Raw genomic sequence first — 20343 nt, forward strand, 5'->3', positions numbered from 1 at the left:
GCGCAGCATAGCACCATGCGGCATACCCGAAAATGCACCGGCGCCCCTCCCCTGGTTGGGCAGGCGGTGCGCGATCAGGCGGTACGGAACGACGCCACCGCGTCGCGCAGCGTCTGCGCCTGCTCTTCCAGTGACAGCGCCGCAGCCGTCGCCTGCTCGACCAGCGCCGCGTTCTGCTGCGTCACCTCATCCATCTGCGTGACGGCCTGGTTGACTTGCTCGATGCCCGAGCTTTGCTCGTCGGACGCCGAGCTGATCTCCCCCATGATGTCCGTCACGCGCTTGACGGCGACGACCACCTCGTCGATCACGCTGCCGGCTTCCGCCACCAAGGTCGAACCGTTCTCAACGCGGCCAACCGAATCGCTGATGAGTTCCTTGATCTCCTTGGCCGCCGTGGCCGAGTGCTGCGCCAGGCTGCGCACTTCACCCGCCACCACCGCAAAGCCCCGGCCCTGTTCGCCCGCGCGCGCGGCTTCCACCGCCGCATTCAGCGCCAGGATGTTGGTCTGGAACGCGATGCCCTCGATCACGCCGATGATGTCGGCGATCTTCTTGCTGCTGGCGTTGATGCCGGCCATGGTTTCCACCACGCGGCCGACCACCTCGCCGCCTTTGACGGCGATGTCCGACGCATTGCCCGCCAACTGGCTCGCCTGGCGGGCGTTGTCCGCGTTCTGCTTCACGATGCTGGTCAGCTCTTCCATGCTGGAAGCGGTTTCTTCCAGCGAGCTGGCCTGCTGCTCCGTGCGCTGCGACAGGTCGGCATTGCCCGCCGCGATCTGCTTGGTCGCACTGGCAATTGAATCGGCGGACGTCTTGATGTGGCCAATGGTTCCGGTCAGGTGCTGCTGCATCTGCGCCATGGCCACCAGCATGCTGTCACGGTCGCCGGCGGAGGTTTCCACATGCATGGCGAGATCGCCCGCGGCGATGCGGCGAGCCACCTCGGCGGCATAGCTCGGTTCGCCGCCAAGCCCTCGCTGCACGTTTCGAATGATGAGTGACATGGCCACCGTCACCACGCCACCCACCAGCAGGATGACGATCAGGTTCGCGATGAGCGAATGCCGGTACGTAGCGTCCACTTCCTGCAGGAAGAGCGCGCTCGACAGATTCCAGTCCCACGGAGCAAAACGTTTCACATACCCGATCTTGGGCAGTGCCGTGTCGCTGCCAGGCAGGCGGCCCTGGTACTCGGCAAAGCCGAAACCCTTGTCTTTGGCCGCGTTGACGATGGTCGGATACACGGGCTTGCCGGTCGGGTCTTTGAAGCCGGCCGTGCTTTTGCCCACCATGTCGGGAAGTGTGGGGTGCATCAGCAAGGTGAGCTGTGAATCGACCACGAACAGGTAACCGGTAGTGCCGTAGCGCATCGAGGCGAGCGTCGTCAGGGCGGCCTTCTTTGCGTCGGCTTCGCTCATGGCGCCGGATTGCGCCTTGGCGTGATACAGCTTGGCGACGCCCTCGGCAGCATCCACGAGGTTCTGCAGACCTGCCTTGCGCTCGTCGAGCATGGTGGTGCGGGTCTCCATCGCGCTCCAGATGCCGACGCCGACGAGGCCAAGCCACATCAGGGCCAGAGCCAGGCGCAGCTTTGCTTTGAGGGTCCACTGTCCCATGTCGTGTTCTCTCCACCTGCCGTTGATGTGTCTTCCTCACGAAGTAACGGCGCCAGGTGTCCTTTCTTGAGTGGAGGACCGCGTGCACCGGGTCCCGGAATTTCCCAAAAAAGAAGGCGCCGGCATACACCGGCGCCCGAAGAGACGGCGCCCGAAAAGGGGGCGCCGCCGCGCGTGGGTTGACCCGTTATCGCTTGGCGATCATTCGCGGACCCAGGTCTGCGTGCGGCCCAGCAGGCTGATGCCCAGGAAGCCGCGCACGTCGAGCTTCTTGCCGCCATCCTCGAGCGACATCTTGGCGCTGTAGACCTTGCCGTTCTCGGGATCGAGGATGTTGCCGCCCGACCACTCGTTGTCGCCGGTCTTCTTCAGGTCCTTCAGGATGGTCAGGCCCTGGATCGGCTGGTCCTTGCGATCGTCCGTGCACTTGGAGCAGGTCTTGTTCTCATCGCCGGGCACCAGGATTTTGGTGACCTTGCCCGAGAACACGCCGTCGTTGTCGACGATCGTGACTTCGCCCTTTTGCTTGCCGGTGTTGTCGTCGATCGTCTTCCAGGTGCCAGCGGGGGTGGCCTGCGCGAACGCGCCGCCGGCCGCCAGTGCGAAGGCCAATGCGCCAGCCAGGCGCGCGAGGGTGTGGGGGGTCTGTTTCATTGTGGAGTCTCCTTGTTAGGGTACAAAAATGGGGTAAGGGCAGACCGGTGCGTATCTCGCGGATCAGTGGGTGCCGAGCGCACCGGTCAGGGGGGACAGCGGATTGCTGCCCGAGCCAGCGGCGGTGTTCGTGACACCGCCGAGCGCATTCGTGATGGGCGCGAGCGGGTTGCCGCTACCGGCAGCGCCGCTCAGCGCGCTTGTTACGGGTGCCAGCGGATTGCTGCCGCCACCGAGTCCGCCGCCCAGCGCGCCAGTGACCGGCGCAAGGGGGTTGGTCGAGCCGCCGCTACCGCCGTTCACCAGGCCGCCGGCACTGGCTACCGTTGCGCCCACAGCGCCGACCACGCCGCCAGCATCGGCCGCGACCGGGTTGCCGCCGGCAGCGCCGGCCTGCGCACCTGCCGTCTGCAGACCTCCGCCTGCCGTGTTGAGGGCGCCGGCGAGCGGGCCGCCGAGCATGGTCGCCGCGCCGACCTGTTGCGTGCCCTTCGCGACCTGCGAGGCCAGCGGCACGATTGCATTGCTCGTCTGTTGCGTGACTTGCTGAACCGGCCCGCTCGACGTGCCAATGGTGATGAGTCCGCCCGCGCCTTGCAGCACCTGGCCGAGCGCAGACACGCCACTACCCGCCGGTGCTGTCACCGGATTGAGCGGCGCCAGCGGACTGCCCGGGGCGCCAACGTCGGTGATCGTCTGCCCGGCATTGCCGACGGTTACGCCGGTGGAGCGCACGACGTCACCCGAACTCTGCACCGTGGTGCCCACCGGATCGGGCGTCGAGCCGGTCTTGCCAAGCCCGTTACCGATGCCGTTGCCCAGCACCTGCACGGTATTGCCCGCAGACGTGACGGTCGCACCCAGGTCCTTCTGCGCGGCGGTGCCGCCCACGATGGGCACCGAGGCCGTGCCGATCGTCGTGCCAAGGTCACTGACCGTCTTGCCGCTCTGCGTCACGACGTTGCCGCCGTTGCTGGCGACGTTGCCGACCGGCACTGCGCCAGGGTCGCTGTTGGTGGTCGAAGTCGGTGTGGAACCGTTTGGATTGCCGCCCGATGCACAGCCGGCCAGCGCGAGCACGGCAAGTGCGGCCGCGGCGAGCAGGGTGCGGGACGACAAAGAAGCGGAAGAAGCTTGGAGCGGGGTTTGAGTCTTCATGGTGTGTCTCCTTGTAAGCGCGGCCCGTACCGCGTAAAAACCGCTGGGTGTCAGAAGAACGCGCATCTGGCGTCCAGCGGGTAGCATCCGCCTGCGTTTGCCGTCGAATGCAAAGAAAGTTCTCCAGGGCTCAGCGGGGGGCAGCAGATGTCACACCCGACAGCACCCCGCCGACCAGCCCGCTGACGGCAGAGCCCATGCTGCCGAGCCCGCCGAGCGCCGTATTCGCACCCGTGACGCTGCCTAGCGTGCCGGCGCCGGGGATCCCCGCCGTCAAGGCGCTCACGGCCGAGGTGACCGGCGCCAGCGCGCCGCCCAGGGCGCCGGACAATGCGCCACCCGCCGTACTCGCCGCACCCGGCTGTGCCGTGGGCGTGACGAGTGTCGACAGTCCGCTGGTGAGCGAACCCAGCGAGGTCAGCGTATTGCCGACCGTCGACACCAGTGCATTGCCGCCGCCCGCTGACGTAATCGTGCTGCCCTCGCTGCCAAGCGTGCCGCCGAGCGTCGTCAGTGTGCTGCCCACCGGCGTGCCCAGACCCGTCGCCGTTGCCAGCGTCTGCGTCGTGGAGGTCAGCGTGGAAGTCAGCGGCACGATGGCCGTGACGGTGGTCGTGGCCACTTGCTCGACCGGGCCGCTTAGCGTGGCGACGGGCGTATTGCCGGTTGCGCCGGTGCTGCCCGTCGACGCATCGCCGTTGTTGCTCGACCACGTCGGCGAACCCGATGCCGTGATCGCCGGTTTGGCTTGTGAATCGCTGCCGCCGCCCAGCGACGCACCCATGTCGCCGCTGCCTGAATTCGCGCAGCCAGCCAGCGCGGCCAGCGATGCTGTCGCCAGCACGCACTGCGCCAGGATTCCGCACGTTGGCGGATTCGATTTCGCCAAGAACGCTATATCGCGCATCTTGTGCCTCCACTGCTCAGAACGCTTGTGTTGGACCCCTGCTGTCTTGCGCTCTTTGTTCGTCGGGTGGGCCATCGCCGCACCAACGGGTTGGCGAAGACCTCCCTGTCTTGTCACGAACCACGCGCAGGTCCGTGCCACGCCGCGCAGTCGATGCCGCGCTGACGTGGTGGAAGGATCGTGGAGTGAAACCGAATGGCATGGCAATCAGCGCCAACCTGACATGAGCCCGTGCGGTTGCAGCATTTCACCGGATTGGAGTCGCGTAAAGCCAGATATCAAGCCGCACGTGAGGTTTTTGGATTGCAACAAAACAGGTCGTCCGAGTGGCATAGAGCAATCCTTCTATCGTCGCAAAACCGCGTCGTTTCAAACGCCGTCGCGTGCGGATCTCGACCGTGATCGAGCAGGGTTTTCCCGCGTTCGGTGCGGCGCCATGGCTTCCACACAGCTTCACGACAACGCCCCTTGCACAGCCTGCTCGGCAGCGCCGGCATCGAAACGCGCAACGCAGAAGGCCGCAGCGTTGCGCATCCTCATCGCGACGAACGCTCGCACCGTCGTATGCATCGATCCGCGTCAGCGATTCGACAACACAGCGTGACCTGCGGCACGCGATTTGCGGTATGCGTATGCATGTGGGTCACCGCGATCGCATCCGCTTCGCACACCATGCATCGCGCATGAGCGACAGGCGCATGCGCAGCGTGTCTGCGATGCGCTGCGATGCGTTTGTCTCGTCGCCGCGTGCGCGCAGCGCGCATCGAATGCGTGAGCGCGCGTCAGAAATCCGCGCACGTTGTCGTATCCACGCATCGTTTTTTTCGACATGCATGGCGTTGGTCGCGTGTGGTTGCGCGCGACGATGCCGAATACGCGCATCGATCGCGCACGTCTGCACGATGCGTCAGCGCGTGGCATTGCAAGCCGCCGTAAACCGGCATGAACATTGGCTTTGCGGGGGGTGTGTGTCAGCGTGAAACAACGCGTCGACGTGAGGTCACGACGCAAGAAAATGCGCGCTTGCGAGGTCGTCTGCCACGCATGCGCGATTCAGATCGTGTCGACGCACAGAGGCAGCGCAATCCTTCACCAAAACTCGCCGCGCTTTTTGCATAAATCTCTTAACATCACTGCGCAAACGAATTATGATTCGCCTTGACAAGACGTTGAGTTCGATGCAAGACAGCTTTACTCGATCAACGTCGATGAAGTTCAAGATGCGGTAGTGAAGAAGAGTAGTCGAGGAGCGTAACCACTTTGATGCACGCCACGCCGACAGGGCTGTTTGAACTCGGTGCCGTCTCTGCGATCCCGCCTTCGGGATGGGCGTACTACCCCCAAAAGAAAACGCGCGCTCTCCAGTTTCTCGCTGTCTGCAAAGCGCCGCTGCAAGCGGCTTTGCAACCCACGCAGCGATTCGCGCAAGATCAGATTTCGACCGGTGTGGCCACGATGCCCCGGTTCTCTCAGTTGATGAAGACTCACCGGATGCCGTCTGTCCGGCTGGCCGAAGCTGTGTGCGTGTACGCAGCCGAGGTTCGCAACTTGCTGCGTGTGTTCGCCGCGCTCGTTGCGAGTCTTCCTACCGAATTCATTAGCGTGCGACTGCTGTCTGGTGGCGCGCCGATGAATCGCTCGCTCGGTTGGTCTGGCGATGAAGTCGCGTCGTGGGATCGGGCCGGTCGGGTTGCTCAATCTCGATAGTTCGATACCCAATCTTGAAGGAGTTTCCCATGGCAACTGCTGCTAAGAAGAAACCGGCCGCCAAGGCCCCGGCCAAGAAGGCCGCTGCGAAGAAGGCTGCTCCGGCCGCCAAGAAGGCTGCTGCAAAGAAGGCAGCTCCGGCCGCCAAGAAGGCTCCGGCCGCTAAGAAGGCTGCTGCCAAGAAGGCTCCGGCCGCCAAGAAGGCTGCTGCCAAGAAGGCTCCCGCCAAGAAGGCCGCAGTGAAGAAGGTTGCAGCGAAGAAGGCTCCGGCCAAGAAAGCTGCAGTGAAGAAGGTTGCAGCGAAGAAGGCCCCGGCCAAGAAGGCTGCAGTGAAGAAGGTTGCAGCGAAGAAGGCCCCGGCCAAGAAGGCTGCTGCCAAGAAGGCTCCGGCCGCCAAGAAGGCTGCTGCCAAGCCTGCTGCGAAGAAGGCTCCGGCCAAGAAGGCCCCGGCTGCCAAGAAGGCTGCTGCCAAGCCTGCTGCGAAGAAGGCCCCGGCCAAGAAGGCTGTCGCCAAGCCCGCTGCTGCTCCGGCCGTTGCACCTGCTGCTGCACCCGCTGCCAAGACCGCGCTGAACCCGGCTGCGGCATGGCCGTTCCCGACCGGCAACCGTCCGTAAGTCATTCCTACGACGGTGATCCTCCGGGACCCAAGCGGCGCGCGTGTCGCGCCCACCTGATCGGATACTGCGTATCCGGTCCGCAAGACCTGGTGTCTTGCACCGCCCGCCGATCGGCTCACGCCCCGGCGGGCTTTTTCTTGGCTGCGCGATTCATCGAGGCATAAAAAAACCGCACCGGCGCAATGCCGATGCGGCTGGTCTCGTAGCCCGCCGAGGGGCGTACGTCGCGTCGATCAGTGCGTCACGCGCGTCACGCCGCCGGAAGACAGCAGGCGCACGCGCTCGCCCGGGCGGAACGCCTCGTCGGCGTCTTGCGTGATGGCGCGATATTCGCCGTTGTCGAGCTTGACGGTGATTTCCAGGCCGGGGCGCTTGTTCACCTGGCCTTCGAGCGCGCTGCCCGCGACGCCGCCCAGGATGGCGCCGAGCACACCGGCGGCCACCGAACCGTTGCCCCGCCCGATAGCCGCCGCCGAGCCGATGCCGCCGATTGCCCCGCCCGCGATGGTACCCACGCCGGTCTGTTCGCGATCGATCACGACGTTGCGCACGGAGTCGACCGTGCCGAAGCGCACGGTCTGCTCACGCTGCGCTTGGCCCGACGTATAAGCGCTGTTGGAGTTGGTGCCCATGGCGCAGCCTTGCAGGCCCAGCGCGGCGACGAGCAGGGTCGCGGCACCAATGCGATAGATGGGTTTCATGTTCGTTCCTTATTGATACCGGTATCCGAAAGCGGTTTCGAAGCGCCGTGCAATCTCGTCGATGGGCATGCCGTGGTTCTGCGGGCCCTGGCAGGTGATCTTGAGGGAGCCCATCAGGCTGGCGAGCCGGCCGGTGGTTTCCCAATCCAGACCGTTCTCGATGCCGTAGAGCAGACCGCCACGGAAAGCGTCGCCGCAACCGGTCGGGTCCACCACGCGTTCGGCCGGCACCGCCGGAATCGTGTACAGCTTGCCGCCGGCGTGGATCTCCGCCCCCTCTTCCCCGCGTGTGACGATGAACGCCTCGACGCGCTGCGCCAGTTCTGCCGCACTGTAGCCCGTGCGTGACAGCATGACCTGCGCTTCGTAGTCATTGACCACCACGTAGGTGGCGAGTTCAACGAAGCGGCGCAGGTCGGCGCCGTCGAACAGCGGCATCGCCTGACCGAGGTCGAAGATGAACGGCACGCCGGCTTCGGCAAACTGCGTGGCATGGTGGAGCATGCCGTCGCGGCTGTCGGGGCCGACCAGACCGACCCGGGCCGGCAGGGCATCCTTGACCGAATTGAGACTCGACTCACTCATCGCGCCCGGATGGAAGGCCGTGATCTGATTGTTGTCGCGGTCGGTGGTGATCATCGCCTGGGCGGTGAACGTGTCCGGAATCTCCTTGATGTGCTGCGTGGAGATGCCGAGGTTCTTCAGGTACGCGAGATACGGACCAGCATCCTGACCAACCGTAGCCATGACGATCGGCTCGCCGCCGAGCAGCTTCAGCGTGAAGGCGATGTTGCCTGCGCAGCCGCCAAACTCCCGGCGCATGCTTGGTACCAGAAAGGACACATTCAGGATGTGGATCTTGTCCGGCAAGATGTGTTCGCGGAAGTGTCCGTCGAACGTCATGATGGTGTCGTAGGCGACCGAGCCGCAGATCACGCTGGCCATATTGAAAAGGCTCCAAATGGAAACGCGGCCGCCCAAGTGGACGGCCGTGTGATGCATGCGAGACCGGGGGATCGGTCTCGGCAGAATGTTGGTGAGCTTACTTCAGCGCGGCCAGGGCGGCGTCGTAGTTCGGCTCTTCCTTGATCTCGGGCACGAGCTGCGAGTACAGGACGTTGTCGCTGCCATCCAGTACGACGACCGCGCGCGCCGTCACGCCGGCCAGCGGCCCCGACGTGATGTCGACACCGTAGGCTTGTTTGAAACCCTTGTCACGGAAGGTCGACAGCGGCACCACGTTTTCGATGCCTTCGGTGGTGCAGAAGCGGCCAGCGGCGAACGGCAGGTCGGCGGAGATGGAGAACACGACCGTGTTGTCCAGCTTCGATGCCGCTTCGTTGAACTTGCGCGTGGAGGTGGCGCACACCGGCGTGTCCAGGCTCGGCACGATATTCAGGACCTTGCGCTTGCCGGCGAAATCAGCCAGCGAAACGTCCTTCAGGTCCTTGCCGACCAGCGTGAATGCCGGGGCCTTCGCGCCGACGGTCGGGAATTGGCCGCCGACTTCGATCGGGTTGCCGCCAAGGGTCACGTTTGCCATGGTGTGCTGCTCCTTCGTTGATACGTGTTGGGGTGAATCAGGGGTAGAAAATCAGGACCCGGTAGTTAGCCGTCGGGCGCTGGGATTCGAATCGTACCCGAATCGGCAATTCGGCGCGGGCGGGCAGGCCTGATGTGCCATATGCCCGGTCGGCGGGGTTCAGGTAGTCGGCAGGCAACAGGGCGCGGCGCGCGAGAAGCTGATCCTGCAAGTCGGTCGTCACGAGCTCGATGGCCGGCAGCGCGACAGGGCCGCCCGTCCGGTTGCGCAGCGTGGCGGTCAGCACATACTGGTCGGACGCATCGCCTTCCTGGCGCTGCAGTTGCGACGATTCGATCTGCAATGCCTCGAGGTCACGAGGTGGTGCGATCCTGCAATGCAGCGGCTGGCATACCGCTTCCCAGAGTGGGCGCGTCGAAGGGAGCCGTCGGGCGATTTCGGCGCGGCCGAGGAAGAGTCCCTGCGCGATCGCCGTCATGGCCAGCAAACCGATCGCGATGCGCGCCAAGGCTCGGCGGCCCGTTGATTTGCGGGCCTGTTCACGCGCCTGTGCAGCGCGCAGGAAATCCAGCGTCGCCGCAGAGACACCGTGGTTCGGGCCGCGCGTCTTCCGTTGGCGCGGTGCCCCGGTCAGCGTGCGCTGCGGTGCCGGACCTGCACGATCGTCGCGCCCTTCGTGGGTCTTGCGTGCGTGGCTGCCGTGGCGGCGGGGCACGGGCGCGAACAGCGTGTGGGGATCGGACTTGTGGCGCATCCAGAACGAGTCATGCCGCTCGTCCAACGCCTTCGGCGAGGCAGCCGGCGTGGGTGGCGAGGGTATTGCCGCAGGTGCGGGCGCACTGGCAGGTTCGGCCGGCAAGTCTGCCGACGGCTGTCTGGGCAAGGCCGCTGCGAAGGCGTCTTCGTCGTCTTCGAGATCGCGGATCGGCGGGAGCCCGTGGAAGGGGTCAGCCGGCGCTGCCGACGGCTGAGGGGTCGCAGGCGCAACCGGCGCGCCTGCGGGAAGCGGGCTGGCGGATTGGGCTGGCGCTTCGTCAAGCAGCGGGCGCGTGTCAGGTGCAGTCGGCTCCGTTTCGGGAACGGGCGTTGCGCCTTCCACTTCACCGAGATGGACTTCGGCGACACTGCCTTCGGCGATGTCTTCTTCCCAGATCAGCGTCATGCCGAAGCCGTGATCGTCTTCGGCAGCCTGTGGTACTGCCTGGGCTTCGGCTGGCGCAACGGGAACCCCGACCGCCCTGGCCGGTGCCGACGCGGCGGGCGGCTCCAGCGGTGCAGGCGGGCGTGTTGGCGTCGTCGGGGCTGGGGCACGCGCCGCTTCTGCCGGAGCCGGCACGGCTCCGAGCTCGATCAGATGCGTACGCCCATCGAAGACGTGGTTGCAGCGTCCGCAGCGAACGAGTCCGCCGCGCAGGCGCAGTTGATCAGCGACGACGCGAAATGCGGTGTGGCAATTGGGACAGCGGGCGGCGAGACGTGGCGCGGTTGCCATGCGGGAGGAAGAGAAAAAAGCCGACCGCGCGAGTATTGCAGACAGTCACGCCAGCGTCGACCTTTGCGGTGACGCTGGCGATCCATCGTGCGTGCTCAGACCGGTTTGACGCCGTGCAGGCAGACCCAGCCGTCACGCGCGCGCCACACCGTGAGCGGAATGGCGGAGGCGTATGCGGCTGCCACGTCTTCGGCCTGACGCTCCAGTACACCAGACAGGATCAGCCGGCCGCCGGGTCGCACGCGTGCGCACAACATGGCTGCCATCAGCTTGAGCGGGTTCGACAGGATGTTGGCGACGACCAGATCGAACGTGCCTTCCGGTGCATCGTCGGGCAGGGCGAAGGTGGCTTCGACGTGGTTGCGCTCGGCGTTGTAGCGCGAGGCTTCCACGGCGTTCGGATCGATATCGACACCGACGGTTTCACCGGCGCCGAGCTTCTTGGCGACGATGGCCAGGATGCCCGAGCCGCAGCCGTAGTCGAGCGTGCGTTCGCCGGGTTGCACGTGCTGCTCCAGCCATTCCATGCACAGGCGCGTGGTCGGGTGGCTGCCGGTGCCGAAGGCGAGGCCCGGGTCGAGCTCTAGCACCACGGCATCGGGCTCCGGCGCATCGTGCCAGGACGGCACGACCCAGATGTGCTCACCAATATGAATGGGCTCGAACTGCGATTGCGTGACGCGCACCCAGTCCTGCTCTTCGACTTCGCGCACGGTGTACGCAGGCAGCGGTGACAGCCCGATTTCGTTGGCCGCGGCTGCCACCAGCAATGCCGGGTCGGCATCGTCAGCGAGCAGCGCAACCACGCGCGAGCGGTTCCACGCAAGGCGTGTCGGCTCGTGGCCGGGCTCGCCAAAGAGTGGTTGCTCTTCGGGCGTGTCGGCATCGGCGTCTTCCACCGAGACCGACAGCGCGCCGAGATCAAACAGCGCTTCGGACAACGCTTCGGCGTCGTCACGCGCCACTTCGAGCACGCATTCGCGGTACGTCACTTGCCGCCACCCTTGGCCACTTCCTGTTGCGCCAGACGGTGCTCCAGATAGTGGATGTCGGTGCCGCCTTCCACGAAGTTCGCGTCGAGCATCAGGTCGCGGTGCAGCGGCACGTTGGTCTGGATGCCTTCCACCACCATTTCCGATAGGGCGATGCGCATGCGGGCGATGGCCTGCTCACGCGTTGCACCGTACGTAATGAGCTTGCCGATCATCGAGTCGTAATTGGGCGGCACGAAGTAGCCGTTGTAGGCGTGCGAATCCACGCGGACGCCCGGGCCACCCGGCACGTGCCACGACGTGATGCGGCCCGGCGACGGCGTGAACTTGAACGGATCTTCCGCGTTGATGCGGCACTCGATGGCGTGGCCCTTGAGCACGATGTCCTTCTGGCGGAAGCGCAGCTTTTCGCCGGCCGCCACGCGGATCTGCTCCTGCACGATGTCGACGCCCGTGATCATTTCCGTGACCGGATGTTCGACCTGCACGCGCGTGTTCATTTCGATGAAGTAGAACTCGCCGTTCTCGTACAGGAACTCGAACGTGCCGGCGCCGCGGTAGCCGATCTTCTTGCAGGCTTCGGCGCAGCGGTCACCAATACGCTCGATCAGGCGGCGCGGAATGTGCGGCGCAGGCGCTTCTTCGATCACCTTCTGGTGGCGGCGCTGCATGGAGCAGTCGCGCTCACCCAGCCAGATGGCGTTGCGGTGCTGGTCGGCCAGGATCTGGATCTCCACGTGGCGCGGATGCTCCAGGAACTTCTCCATATAGACTTCGGGGTTGCCGAAGGCACGGCCGGCTTCTTCGCGCGTCATGTTGACGGCGTTGATCAGCGCAGCCTCGGTGTGGACCACACGCATGCCACGGCCACCACCGCCGCCAGCCGCCTTGATGATCACCGGATAGCCAACCTTCTTGGCCGTTGCCAGAATTTCTTTCGGGTCTTCGGACAGGGCGCCTTCCGAGCCCGGCACGCACGGCACGCCGGACTTGATCATCGCTTGCTTGGCCGAGACCTTGTCGCCCATCAGGCGGATCGATTCGGGTGTCGGGCCGATGAAGGTGAAGCCGGATTGCTCCACGCGCTCGGCAAAGTCGGCGTTTTCCGACAGGAAGCCGTAGCCAGGGTGGATGGCCTGTGCGTCGGTCACCTCGGCGGCCGAGATGATGGCCGGCATGTTCAGGTACGACAGCGGCGACGGTGCCGGGCCGATACACACGGCTTCGTCGGCCAGCTTGACGTATTTGGCTTCCTTGTCCGCCTCGGAATAGACCACCACGGTCTTGATGCCGAGTTCGCGGCAGGCGCGCTGGATGCGAAGAGCGATCTCGCCGCGATTCGCGATCAGGATCTTGTCGAACATCGTGTTCTCGCTACAAAAAGGAGAGGCGAGGGCGCAGTGGCTGGGCCGCGCTCAGTGGCAGCCCTTGTGCGCCGGCTCGCGCTCGGATGCGGCACGCTGCGCGCCGCACGATGAGGGTCGGATGCCGGAAGATCAGCCGATCACGAACAGCGGCTGGCCGTATTCCACAGCCTGGCCGTTCTCGATCAGGATTTCCTTGATCACGCCCGCCTTGTCCGCTTCGATCTCGTTGAGCAGCTTCATGGCTTCGATGATGCAGAGCGTCTGGCCTTCCTTGACCGTGTCGCCCACCTTGACGAACTCGGCGGCGCCCGGCGACGGCGAACGGTAGAACGTGCCGACCATCGGCGACGTCACGATGTGGCCGGCCGGCAGGGCCGGCGCGGCAGCTTCGGCGCCGACGGCGGCCGGAGCCGCTGCAGCGGGTGCCCCCATGGCCGGCGCGGCCTGCATCTGCATCGGGGCATATTGCATCGGGGCCATCACTTGCGGCGCCGACTTGACGATGCGGACCTTGCCTTCGCCTTCGGTCACTTCGAGTTCCGAAATGCCCGATTCGGCCACCAGGTCGATCAGCGTTTTCAGCTTGCGCAAATCCATGAACGTTCTCCTGCAGCGTCGGCGATCTGGGGCGGTGGATGCACGCGAATGGCTCTTCGGCCGCGCATCGGTCAATGGCGCTCCAGGCGCTGGCGTCGTTGCGTTGGTTAAGTGGTTGAAATAAAAGGAAGAAGACGGCTGATCAGCCGCCGTGTTGGTCGATGGCGAAGTCCAGCGCCGCCAGATAGCCGCGCCAGCCCAGTCCGCAAATCACGCCCACCGCCTGGTCCGCCAGGTACGAATGGTGGCGGAACGGCTCACGACGATGCACGTTGGACAGATGCACTTCGATATACGGGATCACCACACCGGCCAGTGCGTCGCGCAGCGCCACGCTCGTGTGCGTGTAGGCGGCCGGGTTGATGATGATGAATTCGACGCCTTCGCTCTTGGCGGCATGGATGCGGTCAACCAGTGCGCCTTCATGGTTCGACTGGAAGTGCGCCAACGTCACGCCGCGCGCCGTGGCGCGTTCGACCAGGGCGGCGTTGATGTCGGCGAGCGTGGTCGCACCATAGACTTCCGGCTCGCGCGTTCCAAGGAGATTCAGGTTGGGCCCGTGCAACACGAGCACGCTGCGAGGCGCTTTAGCGATCGGTTTTTCAGCCACGATTTGACCGGTTGAGCGAAGTTGAGCGCAATTTACCGCAAGTTAGAATGGTATGTCTAGTTTTTGCTGAAAAACTATCGACAAATCGGTGTTTTCACCGATATGGAGCGAGCCATCCGCTTCTTGCGTGCAGAACAAGGGAATTTAAAAGCACATAGCGCACGTATGACGTTTTTGCGTCTTCACGTGCGTTGCAAGGCTTCAATCAGTTCTGTTGCGTGTACTCGACCCATCTTCCGGAAAGTGATCTGCCCTTGTGCGTTGACGATCACGGTAAAGGGCAGGCCTCCGGCATCGTTGCCAAACTGGCGCCCCAATTCGGTGCCTCCGAAGCCGGCGACAGCCACCGGATACGCGACAGGTACCTTGTTCAGGAAGGTCTTGATATTGGCGGCGGTATCGATGCCGATGCCCACAAACCTGACCTTGGCCTGCTGTTCCTGCGCCAGCGCCGACAATTCGGGCATCTCTTCCACGCAAGGTCCGCACCACGGCGCCCAGAAGTTGATCACGACCGGGTGGCCTCGAAAACGGGCCAGATCAAGGGGCGCGCCATTGGCATCCTGCAGCTTGCTGTCGTAAAACGCCGTAACGGCATCGTTCGTCGGCGCTTTCGGTGCGGTGGCGCGATGCCCGGTGTATATGCCCAGCGCCGCGGCAACAATGCCAGCGACCAGAAGGGCGATCAGAGCGGTGCGGCGGGACATGGTCGATTGGTCTCTATATATATACAGAGGCGAGGCGTGCCGGATTGTACTCCTGTCGGCGGGTCAGCCCTGCGAAAGGAGGGCGCGCACTGCGACCGCATCCCCGCGCTGGGCTTTGCCAGTGGCGTCGGCGCGCCGGGCACCGCGCACATCGTTCAGGTCATACAGGGCAATGTGGACGCCGACCGGTGTACCGGTTTCCGTGCGCAGCGTGCGAGCCAGTTCACGAGACTCCGCGCCGGCGGGCCACTGTCCGCGCCACAGGAAACTGAGCGTTTCCACCTGGTCGCGGCCGGCGAAGTGGGTGCTCTCTGTCGTATCAAAATCCACGCCGGCATTGAGCAGGAAGATCGCCACGTCCTTGGGGCTGTCGCAGAACACCTGCAGGTGGATGTCTGAGTGCTCGCTGGCCGTGCCGTTGAAAACCGCGCCAGCCAGGTACGGGTTGAAGGGCGCGAGCCCTTCCATCAGGACCAGCGCAATGCGTCGCAACAGCGCCAGGACGCGGGGCTGGGATTCCGCCTGGAAGAGCGCCTGATATTCACGGACTTCGGTTTCGACCTGCTCATTGTCCGGCAGCCACTCGCCCGCGGCACGCGATTCGGTGCCGAGTACCTGGCGCGCAGCCTTGCGCTTGGCGGTGGCGTAATCGGCGCCGTCCTCCGCGATCATGCGGGCAGCGACGGCGGCGATTTCCTCCCGCACGCGGGCGGGATCGAGGTTGGAGCGTTTGGACATGGTGCTATTTTACTGGAGCGGGCGAGCGGGCCTGGCGCGGCGGGTACAATGCCGCGCAACGTAGTTGAGATGGCTCCCCATGCATATCCACATCCTCGGCATCTGCGGCACCTTCATGGGCGGCATTGCGCTGATCGCCCGTCAGGCCGGCCACCGCGTCACTGGTTGCGACGCCAACGTCTACCCGCCGATGAGTACCCAGCTCGAGGCGCAGGGTATCGAACTGATTGAGGGCTTCGACCCGGAGCAACTGTCCATCGGCGCCGACCTGTATGTGATCGGCAACGTGGTCTCGCGCGGCAACCCGCTCATGGAAGCGATCCTGGATCGTAATCTGCCCTATGTTTCGGGCCCGCAATGGCTGGGCGACAACGTGCTGCGGCAGAAATGGGTGCTGGCCGTGGCGGGGACGCATGGCAAGACCACGACCACCTCGATGCTTGCCTGGATCCTTCAGGATGCAGGCTACAACCCTGGCTTTTTGGTTGGCGGGGTGCCGCGCAACTTCGGCTTGTCGGCCCGGCTGACGGAATCGGATTTCTTCGTCATCGAGGCCGATGAATACGACACGGCCTTTTTCGATAAGCGCAGCAAGTTTGTGCACTATCACCCCCGAACAGCCATCCTGAACAATCTCGAATTCGATCACGCGGACATCTTCCCGGATCTTGCAGCTATCGAGACTCAATTTCATCATCTGGTGCGCACCATACCTCGCCAGGGGCGGCTGCTTGTCAATGGGCGCGAAGCGAGCCTCAAGCGCGTACTTGAGCGCGGATGCTGGTCGGAAGTCGAGCTTTTCGGCGCAGAAAATGGCAAAGGCTGGGAGATTGCCAATCTGGGCGATGACGACAGCTTCGACGTGCTTTTCGACGGCCAGGCGCAGGGCCGGGTGCGGTGGGCACTACAGGGTGACCACAATCGCATGAACGCGCTGGCGGCCATTGCCGCCGCGCGCCACGTCGGCGTGCCGCCGGCGCAGGCCATTGAAAGCCTGGCCCGTTTCGAGAATGTGAAACGCCGCATGGAAGTACGCGGGACGGTCAACGGGGTCACTGTCTACGACGATTTCGCGCACCACCCGACCGCTATCCGCACCACGATTGAAGGCTTGCGCCGTCGCGTTGGCGACGCGCGCATCCTCGCCGTGCTGGAGCCGCGCTCGAACACCATGAAGCTGGGTGTGATGAAGCAGCAGCTTCCCGATAGCCTGTCGGGCGCCGACCGTGTCTTTGCCTATGGCGCCGCCGCGGGGCGGGATGCGCTGGGCTGGGATCTTGCTGGCGCGCTGGCGCCCCTGGGTGAGCGTGCCACGGCGTTCTCGGACCTGACCGAGCTGGTAGCCGCCGTGACTTCAACTGCTCGCCCCGGCGACCACGTCCTGGTGATGAGCAATGGCGGTTTTGGCGGCGTGCACCAGAAGTTGCTTGACGCGCTGGCCCGGCCGGCCGGCCGGGCCAACTGATTGCGCGATGCCGGCATCTATCGTCTATCTGCACGGATTTCGATCGTCGCCGCGCTCGTTCAAGGCGCAATTGTTGGGTCGGCGGATGGCCTCCATTGGGCTGCAGGATCACTACGTCTGCCCAATGCTTCCCGTTTCACCACGGGAGGCGATGAACGAGGTCGAGACGCTGCTCGCTGATCTGCGCGGGCGGTGTGGCGCGCCACCCGTGTTGATTGGATCGTCGTTGGGTGGCTATTACGCCACATGGCTCGCGGAGCGCCATGGCTTGCGTGCGGCATTGCTCAATCCTGCCACGCACCCCGAACGGGATCTGGCCAAGTACGTCGGCGAGCAGCCCCTGTGGCATGGCGGCGGCACGATTCGCGTCGAGCCGCACCACCTGGACGAACTGCGCGCCCTGGCCGTACCCGTCACCACGCAGCCCGGGCGTTATTACCTGCTTGCCGCGACTGACGACGAGGTGCTCGATTACCGGGAAATGCTTGCCCACTTTCCGGGTGCCAACACCCGCGTGATTGATGGCGGTGACCACGGCATCAGCGATTTTGCCCAGTACATCGACGAAGTGCTCGTCTTCTGCGGTATCTCCGCCGATCTGCTCCTCGCACATCCGTTTGACGCCGCAACATGATCGCGCACCCGTCCTACCCGCGCAGCCGGTGGCGGGGCGCGTTGCCGCCCGCCGTCATCTACGATCGGCACTGGGCGCGCTGGGCGATCGGCGCGGATTCGCTTACGGCGCGGTTGCGGGCGGCCTCGTCGGCTTTTCGTGTGCAGCTACTGGGCCAGTCGCGGAGCATGCCGCTGCGCGACGAATGGCGCTGTCTCGGCATGGTGGGGCTGGCGGAAACGCTGGTGCGTGAAGTGCTGCTGGTTTGCGACGATGTCCCCGTGGTGTATGCCCACACGGTAGTGCACCCCCGCAGCGTGGCGCTGGACTGGCCGTTTCTGAAGGCGCTCGGGACGCAGCCGCTGGGGCACTCCCTGTTTGCGGACCCGCGTGTCGAGCGTGGCGACTTTGAGTTCGCGTTGCTGGATGCGCGGCACCCGCTGGCGCGTCGGGCGCATCGGGCGATGGGCGATGCACCCGTCACGCGAACGGAGCGTCTGCCCGCGCGCCGATCCGTGTTCCGTCGCGGGGCCAGTGCGATGCTGGTGACGGAGGTTTTCCTGCCGGCGCTGGCGGGTTTCAGTCCGCCGCGGTAGGCGCATTTGGCGGGCCGATCGGCCGGCCAGTGCGGTATCATCGCCCCACTTTTTTGTTGCCGCGCGTGTGGCTGCGCGCGGTCAATTCATCCCATCCAAAGCGGCGGTCGCGTCGCAATCCAGAAGAATCCATGCAGTTGCTGTTTGAAGAAGGCGGCGAAATCCGCACGGGCACAGTCTTGTCTCAACAGGGCGAGGCGTACCAGGTCGAATTGCCGAGCGCCAAGCGTACCAAGGTCAAGTCGCGCGACGTGCTGCTGCAGTTCGCCCAGCCGTCGGCCAGCGAACTGTCGCAAGCGGCGCAGGCGCTGTCGGCGGACATCGACCTGGACTTTCTCTGGGAGTGCGCGCCAGCCGAGGAATTCGGCTTTAGCGACCTGGCGGGCGAATACTTCGGTGCGGGCGCAAACGCCACGCAGCAGGCGGCGCTGGCCATGGCGCTGCACGGTTCGCCGATCTACTTTCGCCGCAAGGGCCGTGGCCGCTATCAGCGGGCGCCTGAGGATCAACTGAAGGCGGCGCTCGCCGGCCTGGAGCGCAAGAAGCAGCAAGCGGCCCTGCAGGCCGAGTACGAGGCCGAACTCAAGGGCATGCGCCTGCCCGAAGCCTTCCGCGGCAAGGCACTGCAGCTCCTGTTCAAGCCTGACAAGAACAGCCTCGAATGCAAGGCGCTCGACGCGGCCTGTACGGCGATGGGTTTGTCGCCGATGCGGCTGATGGTGGCGGTGGGCGGCATTGCCTCTGCGCGCGCGCTGCACGAGGCGCGGTTCCTGTCGGAGTGCTTCCCGAAGGGCACCGGCTTTCCGGAGGTGGCGGTGCCTCAGCCTGTGCTGGAGTTGCCGGCCGCCGACGTGCGCGCGTTCTCAATCGACGATGTGACGACCACCGAGATCGACGACGCGATTTCTGTCACACCCATCGACGATGCGACGGTGCGCATCGGGATCCATATCGCGGCGCCCGGTTTTGGCATTCAGCGCGGCGATGCGTTGGACGCGATTGCGCGCCAGCGGTTGTCGACCGTGTATTTCCCCGGCGACAAGATCACGATGCTGCCGGAGTCGGTCGTGGATCGCTACACGCTGCAGGAGGGGCGTGCGTGTCCCGCGCTGTCGCTGTACGCGACGGTGGACCGCGCCACCTGGACGGTCACCGCCAGCGAGACGCGCTGTGAATCCGTGACGGTGGCAGCCAACCTGCGCCACAACCTGCTCGACGACGTCATCACCGCCGAGGCGCTGGCCGAGGGCTCCGGCGATTACCCTTTCAAGGCCGAGCTTGCGGTGCTGTGGCCGTTTGCCTGTGCGCTGTATGACGCGCGCCAGCAGGCTCGCGTGGCCAGCGGCCTCAAACCGGAAGGCGCGCAGAAGGGCGACTACTCGTTCTACATCGACCCGATTCCCGAGGCCGAGGGCGGCGGTGAGCGCGTCCGCATCGAACAGCGCAAGCGCGGTTCGCCGCTCGACAAGATCGTCGCCGAACTGATGATCCTGGCCAACAGCACGTGGGGCCGCATGCTGGCGGACGCCGGCGTGCCCGGCATCTATCGCACGCAGAAGGCCTGGGGCATGCACCGCACGCGCATGCAGACCTATCCCGCGCCGCACGAAGGCCTGGGTGTGGCGCAATACGCGTGGAGCACGTCGCCGCTGCGCCGCTATGTCGACCTTGTCAATCAGTGGCAGATCGCCGCCGTTGCCCAGCATGGGGTTACAGCCAAGCTGGTCGCGCCGTTCAAGCCCAAGGACGCCGACCTGCTCGCTGCCGTGGCCGATTTCGAAGCCACCTATGCCGCCTATGCCGATCACCAGTCGACCATGGAGCGCTACTGGTGCCTGCGCTGGCTCAAGCAGGAAAACCGAGCGCGCATGCAGGCCGTGGTGCTCAAGGACGGCGCGGTGCGCTTCGCCGACATTCCGCTGGTGACCAAGGTGCCGGAACTGGCGCAGGCCGCCCGCGGCACGCACGTGGTACTCGACATTCTCGACACGGACGAGATCAGCCTGGAAGTCTCGTGCCGCGTGCTGGAGATCCTGGCGCCCGCCGCCGGCACGGCAGCCGAAGCCGAGGCGATCGAAGAAGAACTGGCGCAAGCCGAAGCGCAGGCCGAGGGCGATGAGCCAACCGAGCCCCGCCCCGCGGCCGATGAGGAAGAAGCCCGCGCCGAAACGGCCGCCCCTGTGGCGCCGCCGCAGCAGGATGGCGAGAGCGGTGGAACGCCAGGCGCCGCCTAACTACAATCGCAGTCTGACTT

Annotated in this window: 20 protein-coding genes; 6 read left to right on the plus strand and 14 right to left on the minus strand. The window is 65.0% G+C overall.

All coding sequences use genetic code 11. From position 1 onward, the window contains the following. Positions 1–74 precede the first annotated feature (74 nt). The 4 genes from R2N03_RS00390 to R2N03_RS00405 all read right to left on the minus strand — a co-directional run bounded on the left by R2N03_RS00390 (position 75) and on the right by R2N03_RS00405 (position 4341). On the minus strand, positions 75–1622 hold the full coding sequence (locus tag R2N03_RS00390) for a methyl-accepting chemotaxis protein (protein ID WP_316653776.1): 1548 nt from the start codon (positions 1620–1622) through the stop codon (positions 75–77). A gap of 201 nt (positions 1623–1823) precedes the next feature. Next, positions 1824–2276, minus strand: a complete 453-nt coding sequence (locus R2N03_RS00395) for a DUF2147 domain-containing protein (RefSeq protein ID WP_316653778.1) — start codon at positions 2274–2276, stop codon at positions 1824–1826. A 63-nt stretch (positions 2277–2339) separates the two neighbouring features. Further along, positions 2340–3434 (minus strand): collagen-like triple helix repeat-containing protein, encoded by a 1095-nt coding sequence (locus R2N03_RS00400; RefSeq protein WP_316653780.1) that lies wholly within the window; start codon positions 3432–3434, stop codon positions 2340–2342. A gap of 130 nt (positions 3435–3564) precedes the next feature. After that, positions 3565–4341 carry a collagen-like triple helix repeat-containing protein gene (locus R2N03_RS00405; protein ID WP_316653782.1) on the minus strand — a complete coding sequence of 259 codons (777 nt, stop codon included), beginning with the start codon at positions 4339–4341 and terminating at the stop codon, positions 3565–3567. A gap of 1263 nt (positions 4342–5604) precedes the next feature. Between R2N03_RS00405 and R2N03_RS00410 the strand changes: the two genes are divergently transcribed. Continuing rightward, positions 5605–6048, plus strand: a complete 444-nt coding sequence (locus R2N03_RS00410; protein ID WP_316653784.1) for a hypothetical protein — start codon at positions 5605–5607, stop codon at positions 6046–6048. A gap of 29 nt (positions 6049–6077) precedes the next feature. Continuing rightward, positions 6078–6665: a histone H1-like DNA-binding protein gene (locus tag R2N03_RS00415; protein WP_316653786.1), complete on the plus strand. Its 588-nt coding sequence runs from the start codon at positions 6078–6080 to the stop codon at positions 6663–6665. Between the two features lie 236 nt (positions 6666–6901). Here R2N03_RS00415 and R2N03_RS00420 read toward each other — a convergent pair whose 3' ends face one another. The 10 genes from R2N03_RS00420 to R2N03_RS00465 form a co-directional block, all read right to left on the minus strand. Further along, a complete protein-coding gene (locus R2N03_RS00420) occupies positions 6902–7369 on the minus strand; it encodes an outer membrane lipoprotein (RefSeq protein WP_316653789.1) in 468 nt (155 codons plus the stop codon). 9 nt (positions 7370–7378) lie between these two features. After that, positions 7379–8314, minus strand: coding sequence for a carbohydrate kinase family protein (locus tag R2N03_RS00425; protein ID WP_316653791.1), 936 nt, complete (start codon positions 8312–8314; stop codon positions 7379–7381). A gap of 97 nt (positions 8315–8411) precedes the next feature. Then, a complete protein-coding gene (tpx, locus tag R2N03_RS00430) occupies positions 8412–8912 on the minus strand; it encodes a thiol peroxidase (protein ID WP_316653794.1) in 501 nt (166 codons plus the stop codon). A gap of 37 nt (positions 8913–8949) precedes the next feature. Beyond that, positions 8950–10404 carry a DUF3426 domain-containing protein gene (locus tag R2N03_RS00435; RefSeq protein WP_316653796.1) on the minus strand — a complete coding sequence of 485 codons (1455 nt, stop codon included), beginning with the start codon at positions 10402–10404 and terminating at the stop codon, positions 8950–8952. A gap of 95 nt (positions 10405–10499) precedes the next feature. Next, on the minus strand, positions 10500–11396 hold the full coding sequence (gene prmA / locus R2N03_RS00440) for a 50S ribosomal protein L11 methyltransferase (RefSeq protein WP_316653798.1): 897 nt from the start codon (positions 11394–11396) through the stop codon (positions 10500–10502). After that, positions 11393–12760, minus strand: coding sequence for an acetyl-CoA carboxylase biotin carboxylase subunit (accC, locus tag R2N03_RS00445; RefSeq protein ID WP_232041037.1), 1368 nt, complete (start codon positions 12758–12760; stop codon positions 11393–11395). Before accC ends, prmA begins: the two co-directional genes overlap by 4 nt. A 132-nt stretch (positions 12761–12892) precedes the next feature. Next, positions 12893–13360 carry an acetyl-CoA carboxylase biotin carboxyl carrier protein gene (accB, locus tag R2N03_RS00450; protein WP_316653803.1) on the minus strand — a complete coding sequence of 156 codons (468 nt, stop codon included), beginning with the start codon at positions 13358–13360 and terminating at the stop codon, positions 12893–12895. A 142-nt stretch (positions 13361–13502) separates the two neighbouring features. Beyond that, positions 13503–13970 (minus strand): type II 3-dehydroquinate dehydratase, encoded by a 468-nt coding sequence (gene aroQ / locus R2N03_RS00455; RefSeq protein ID WP_316653806.1) that lies wholly within the window; start codon positions 13968–13970, stop codon positions 13503–13505. Between the two features lie 182 nt (positions 13971–14152). Continuing rightward, positions 14153–14677: a TlpA family protein disulfide reductase gene (locus tag R2N03_RS00460; RefSeq protein ID WP_316653808.1), complete on the minus strand. Its 525-nt coding sequence runs from the start codon at positions 14675–14677 to the stop codon at positions 14153–14155. Between the two features lie 63 nt (positions 14678–14740). Beyond that, complete coding sequence (locus R2N03_RS00465) at positions 14741–15415, minus strand: UDP-N-acetylmuramate--alanine ligase (protein WP_316653810.1); 675 nt, start codon at positions 15413–15415, stop codon at positions 14741–14743. Between the two features lie 79 nt (positions 15416–15494). On the opposite strand from R2N03_RS00465, the gene mpl reads away from it, so the two are divergent. The 4 genes from mpl to R2N03_RS00485 all read left to right on the plus strand — a co-directional run bounded on the left by mpl (position 15495) and on the right by R2N03_RS00485 (position 20323). Further along, the gene (gene mpl / locus R2N03_RS00470; RefSeq protein ID WP_316653812.1) at positions 15495–16880 is read left to right on the plus strand and encodes a UDP-N-acetylmuramate:L-alanyl-gamma-D-glutamyl-meso-diaminopimelate ligase; all 1386 of its coding nucleotides are present in this window, start codon (positions 15495–15497) and stop codon (positions 16878–16880) included. A 7-nt stretch (positions 16881–16887) separates the two neighbouring features. Further along, positions 16888–17514: a YqiA/YcfP family alpha/beta fold hydrolase gene (locus tag R2N03_RS00475; protein WP_316653814.1), complete on the plus strand. Its 627-nt coding sequence runs from the start codon at positions 16888–16890 to the stop codon at positions 17512–17514. After that, positions 17511–18089, plus strand: a complete 579-nt coding sequence (locus R2N03_RS00480; RefSeq protein WP_316653816.1) for a chorismate--pyruvate lyase family protein — start codon at positions 17511–17513, stop codon at positions 18087–18089. The genes R2N03_RS00475 and R2N03_RS00480 overlap by 4 nt, the downstream gene beginning before the upstream one ends. 131 nt (positions 18090–18220) lie before the next feature. Continuing rightward, on the plus strand, positions 18221–20323 hold the full coding sequence (locus R2N03_RS00485) for a ribonuclease catalytic domain-containing protein (protein ID WP_316653818.1): 2103 nt from the start codon (positions 18221–18223) through the stop codon (positions 20321–20323). The last annotated feature ends 20 nt before the right edge of the window (positions 20324–20343 follow it).

Origin of the sequence: Ralstonia condita (assembly GCF_958405655.1) — a bacterium.
Lineage (GTDB): Bacteria > Pseudomonadota > Gammaproteobacteria > Burkholderiales > Burkholderiaceae > Ralstonia > Ralstonia condita.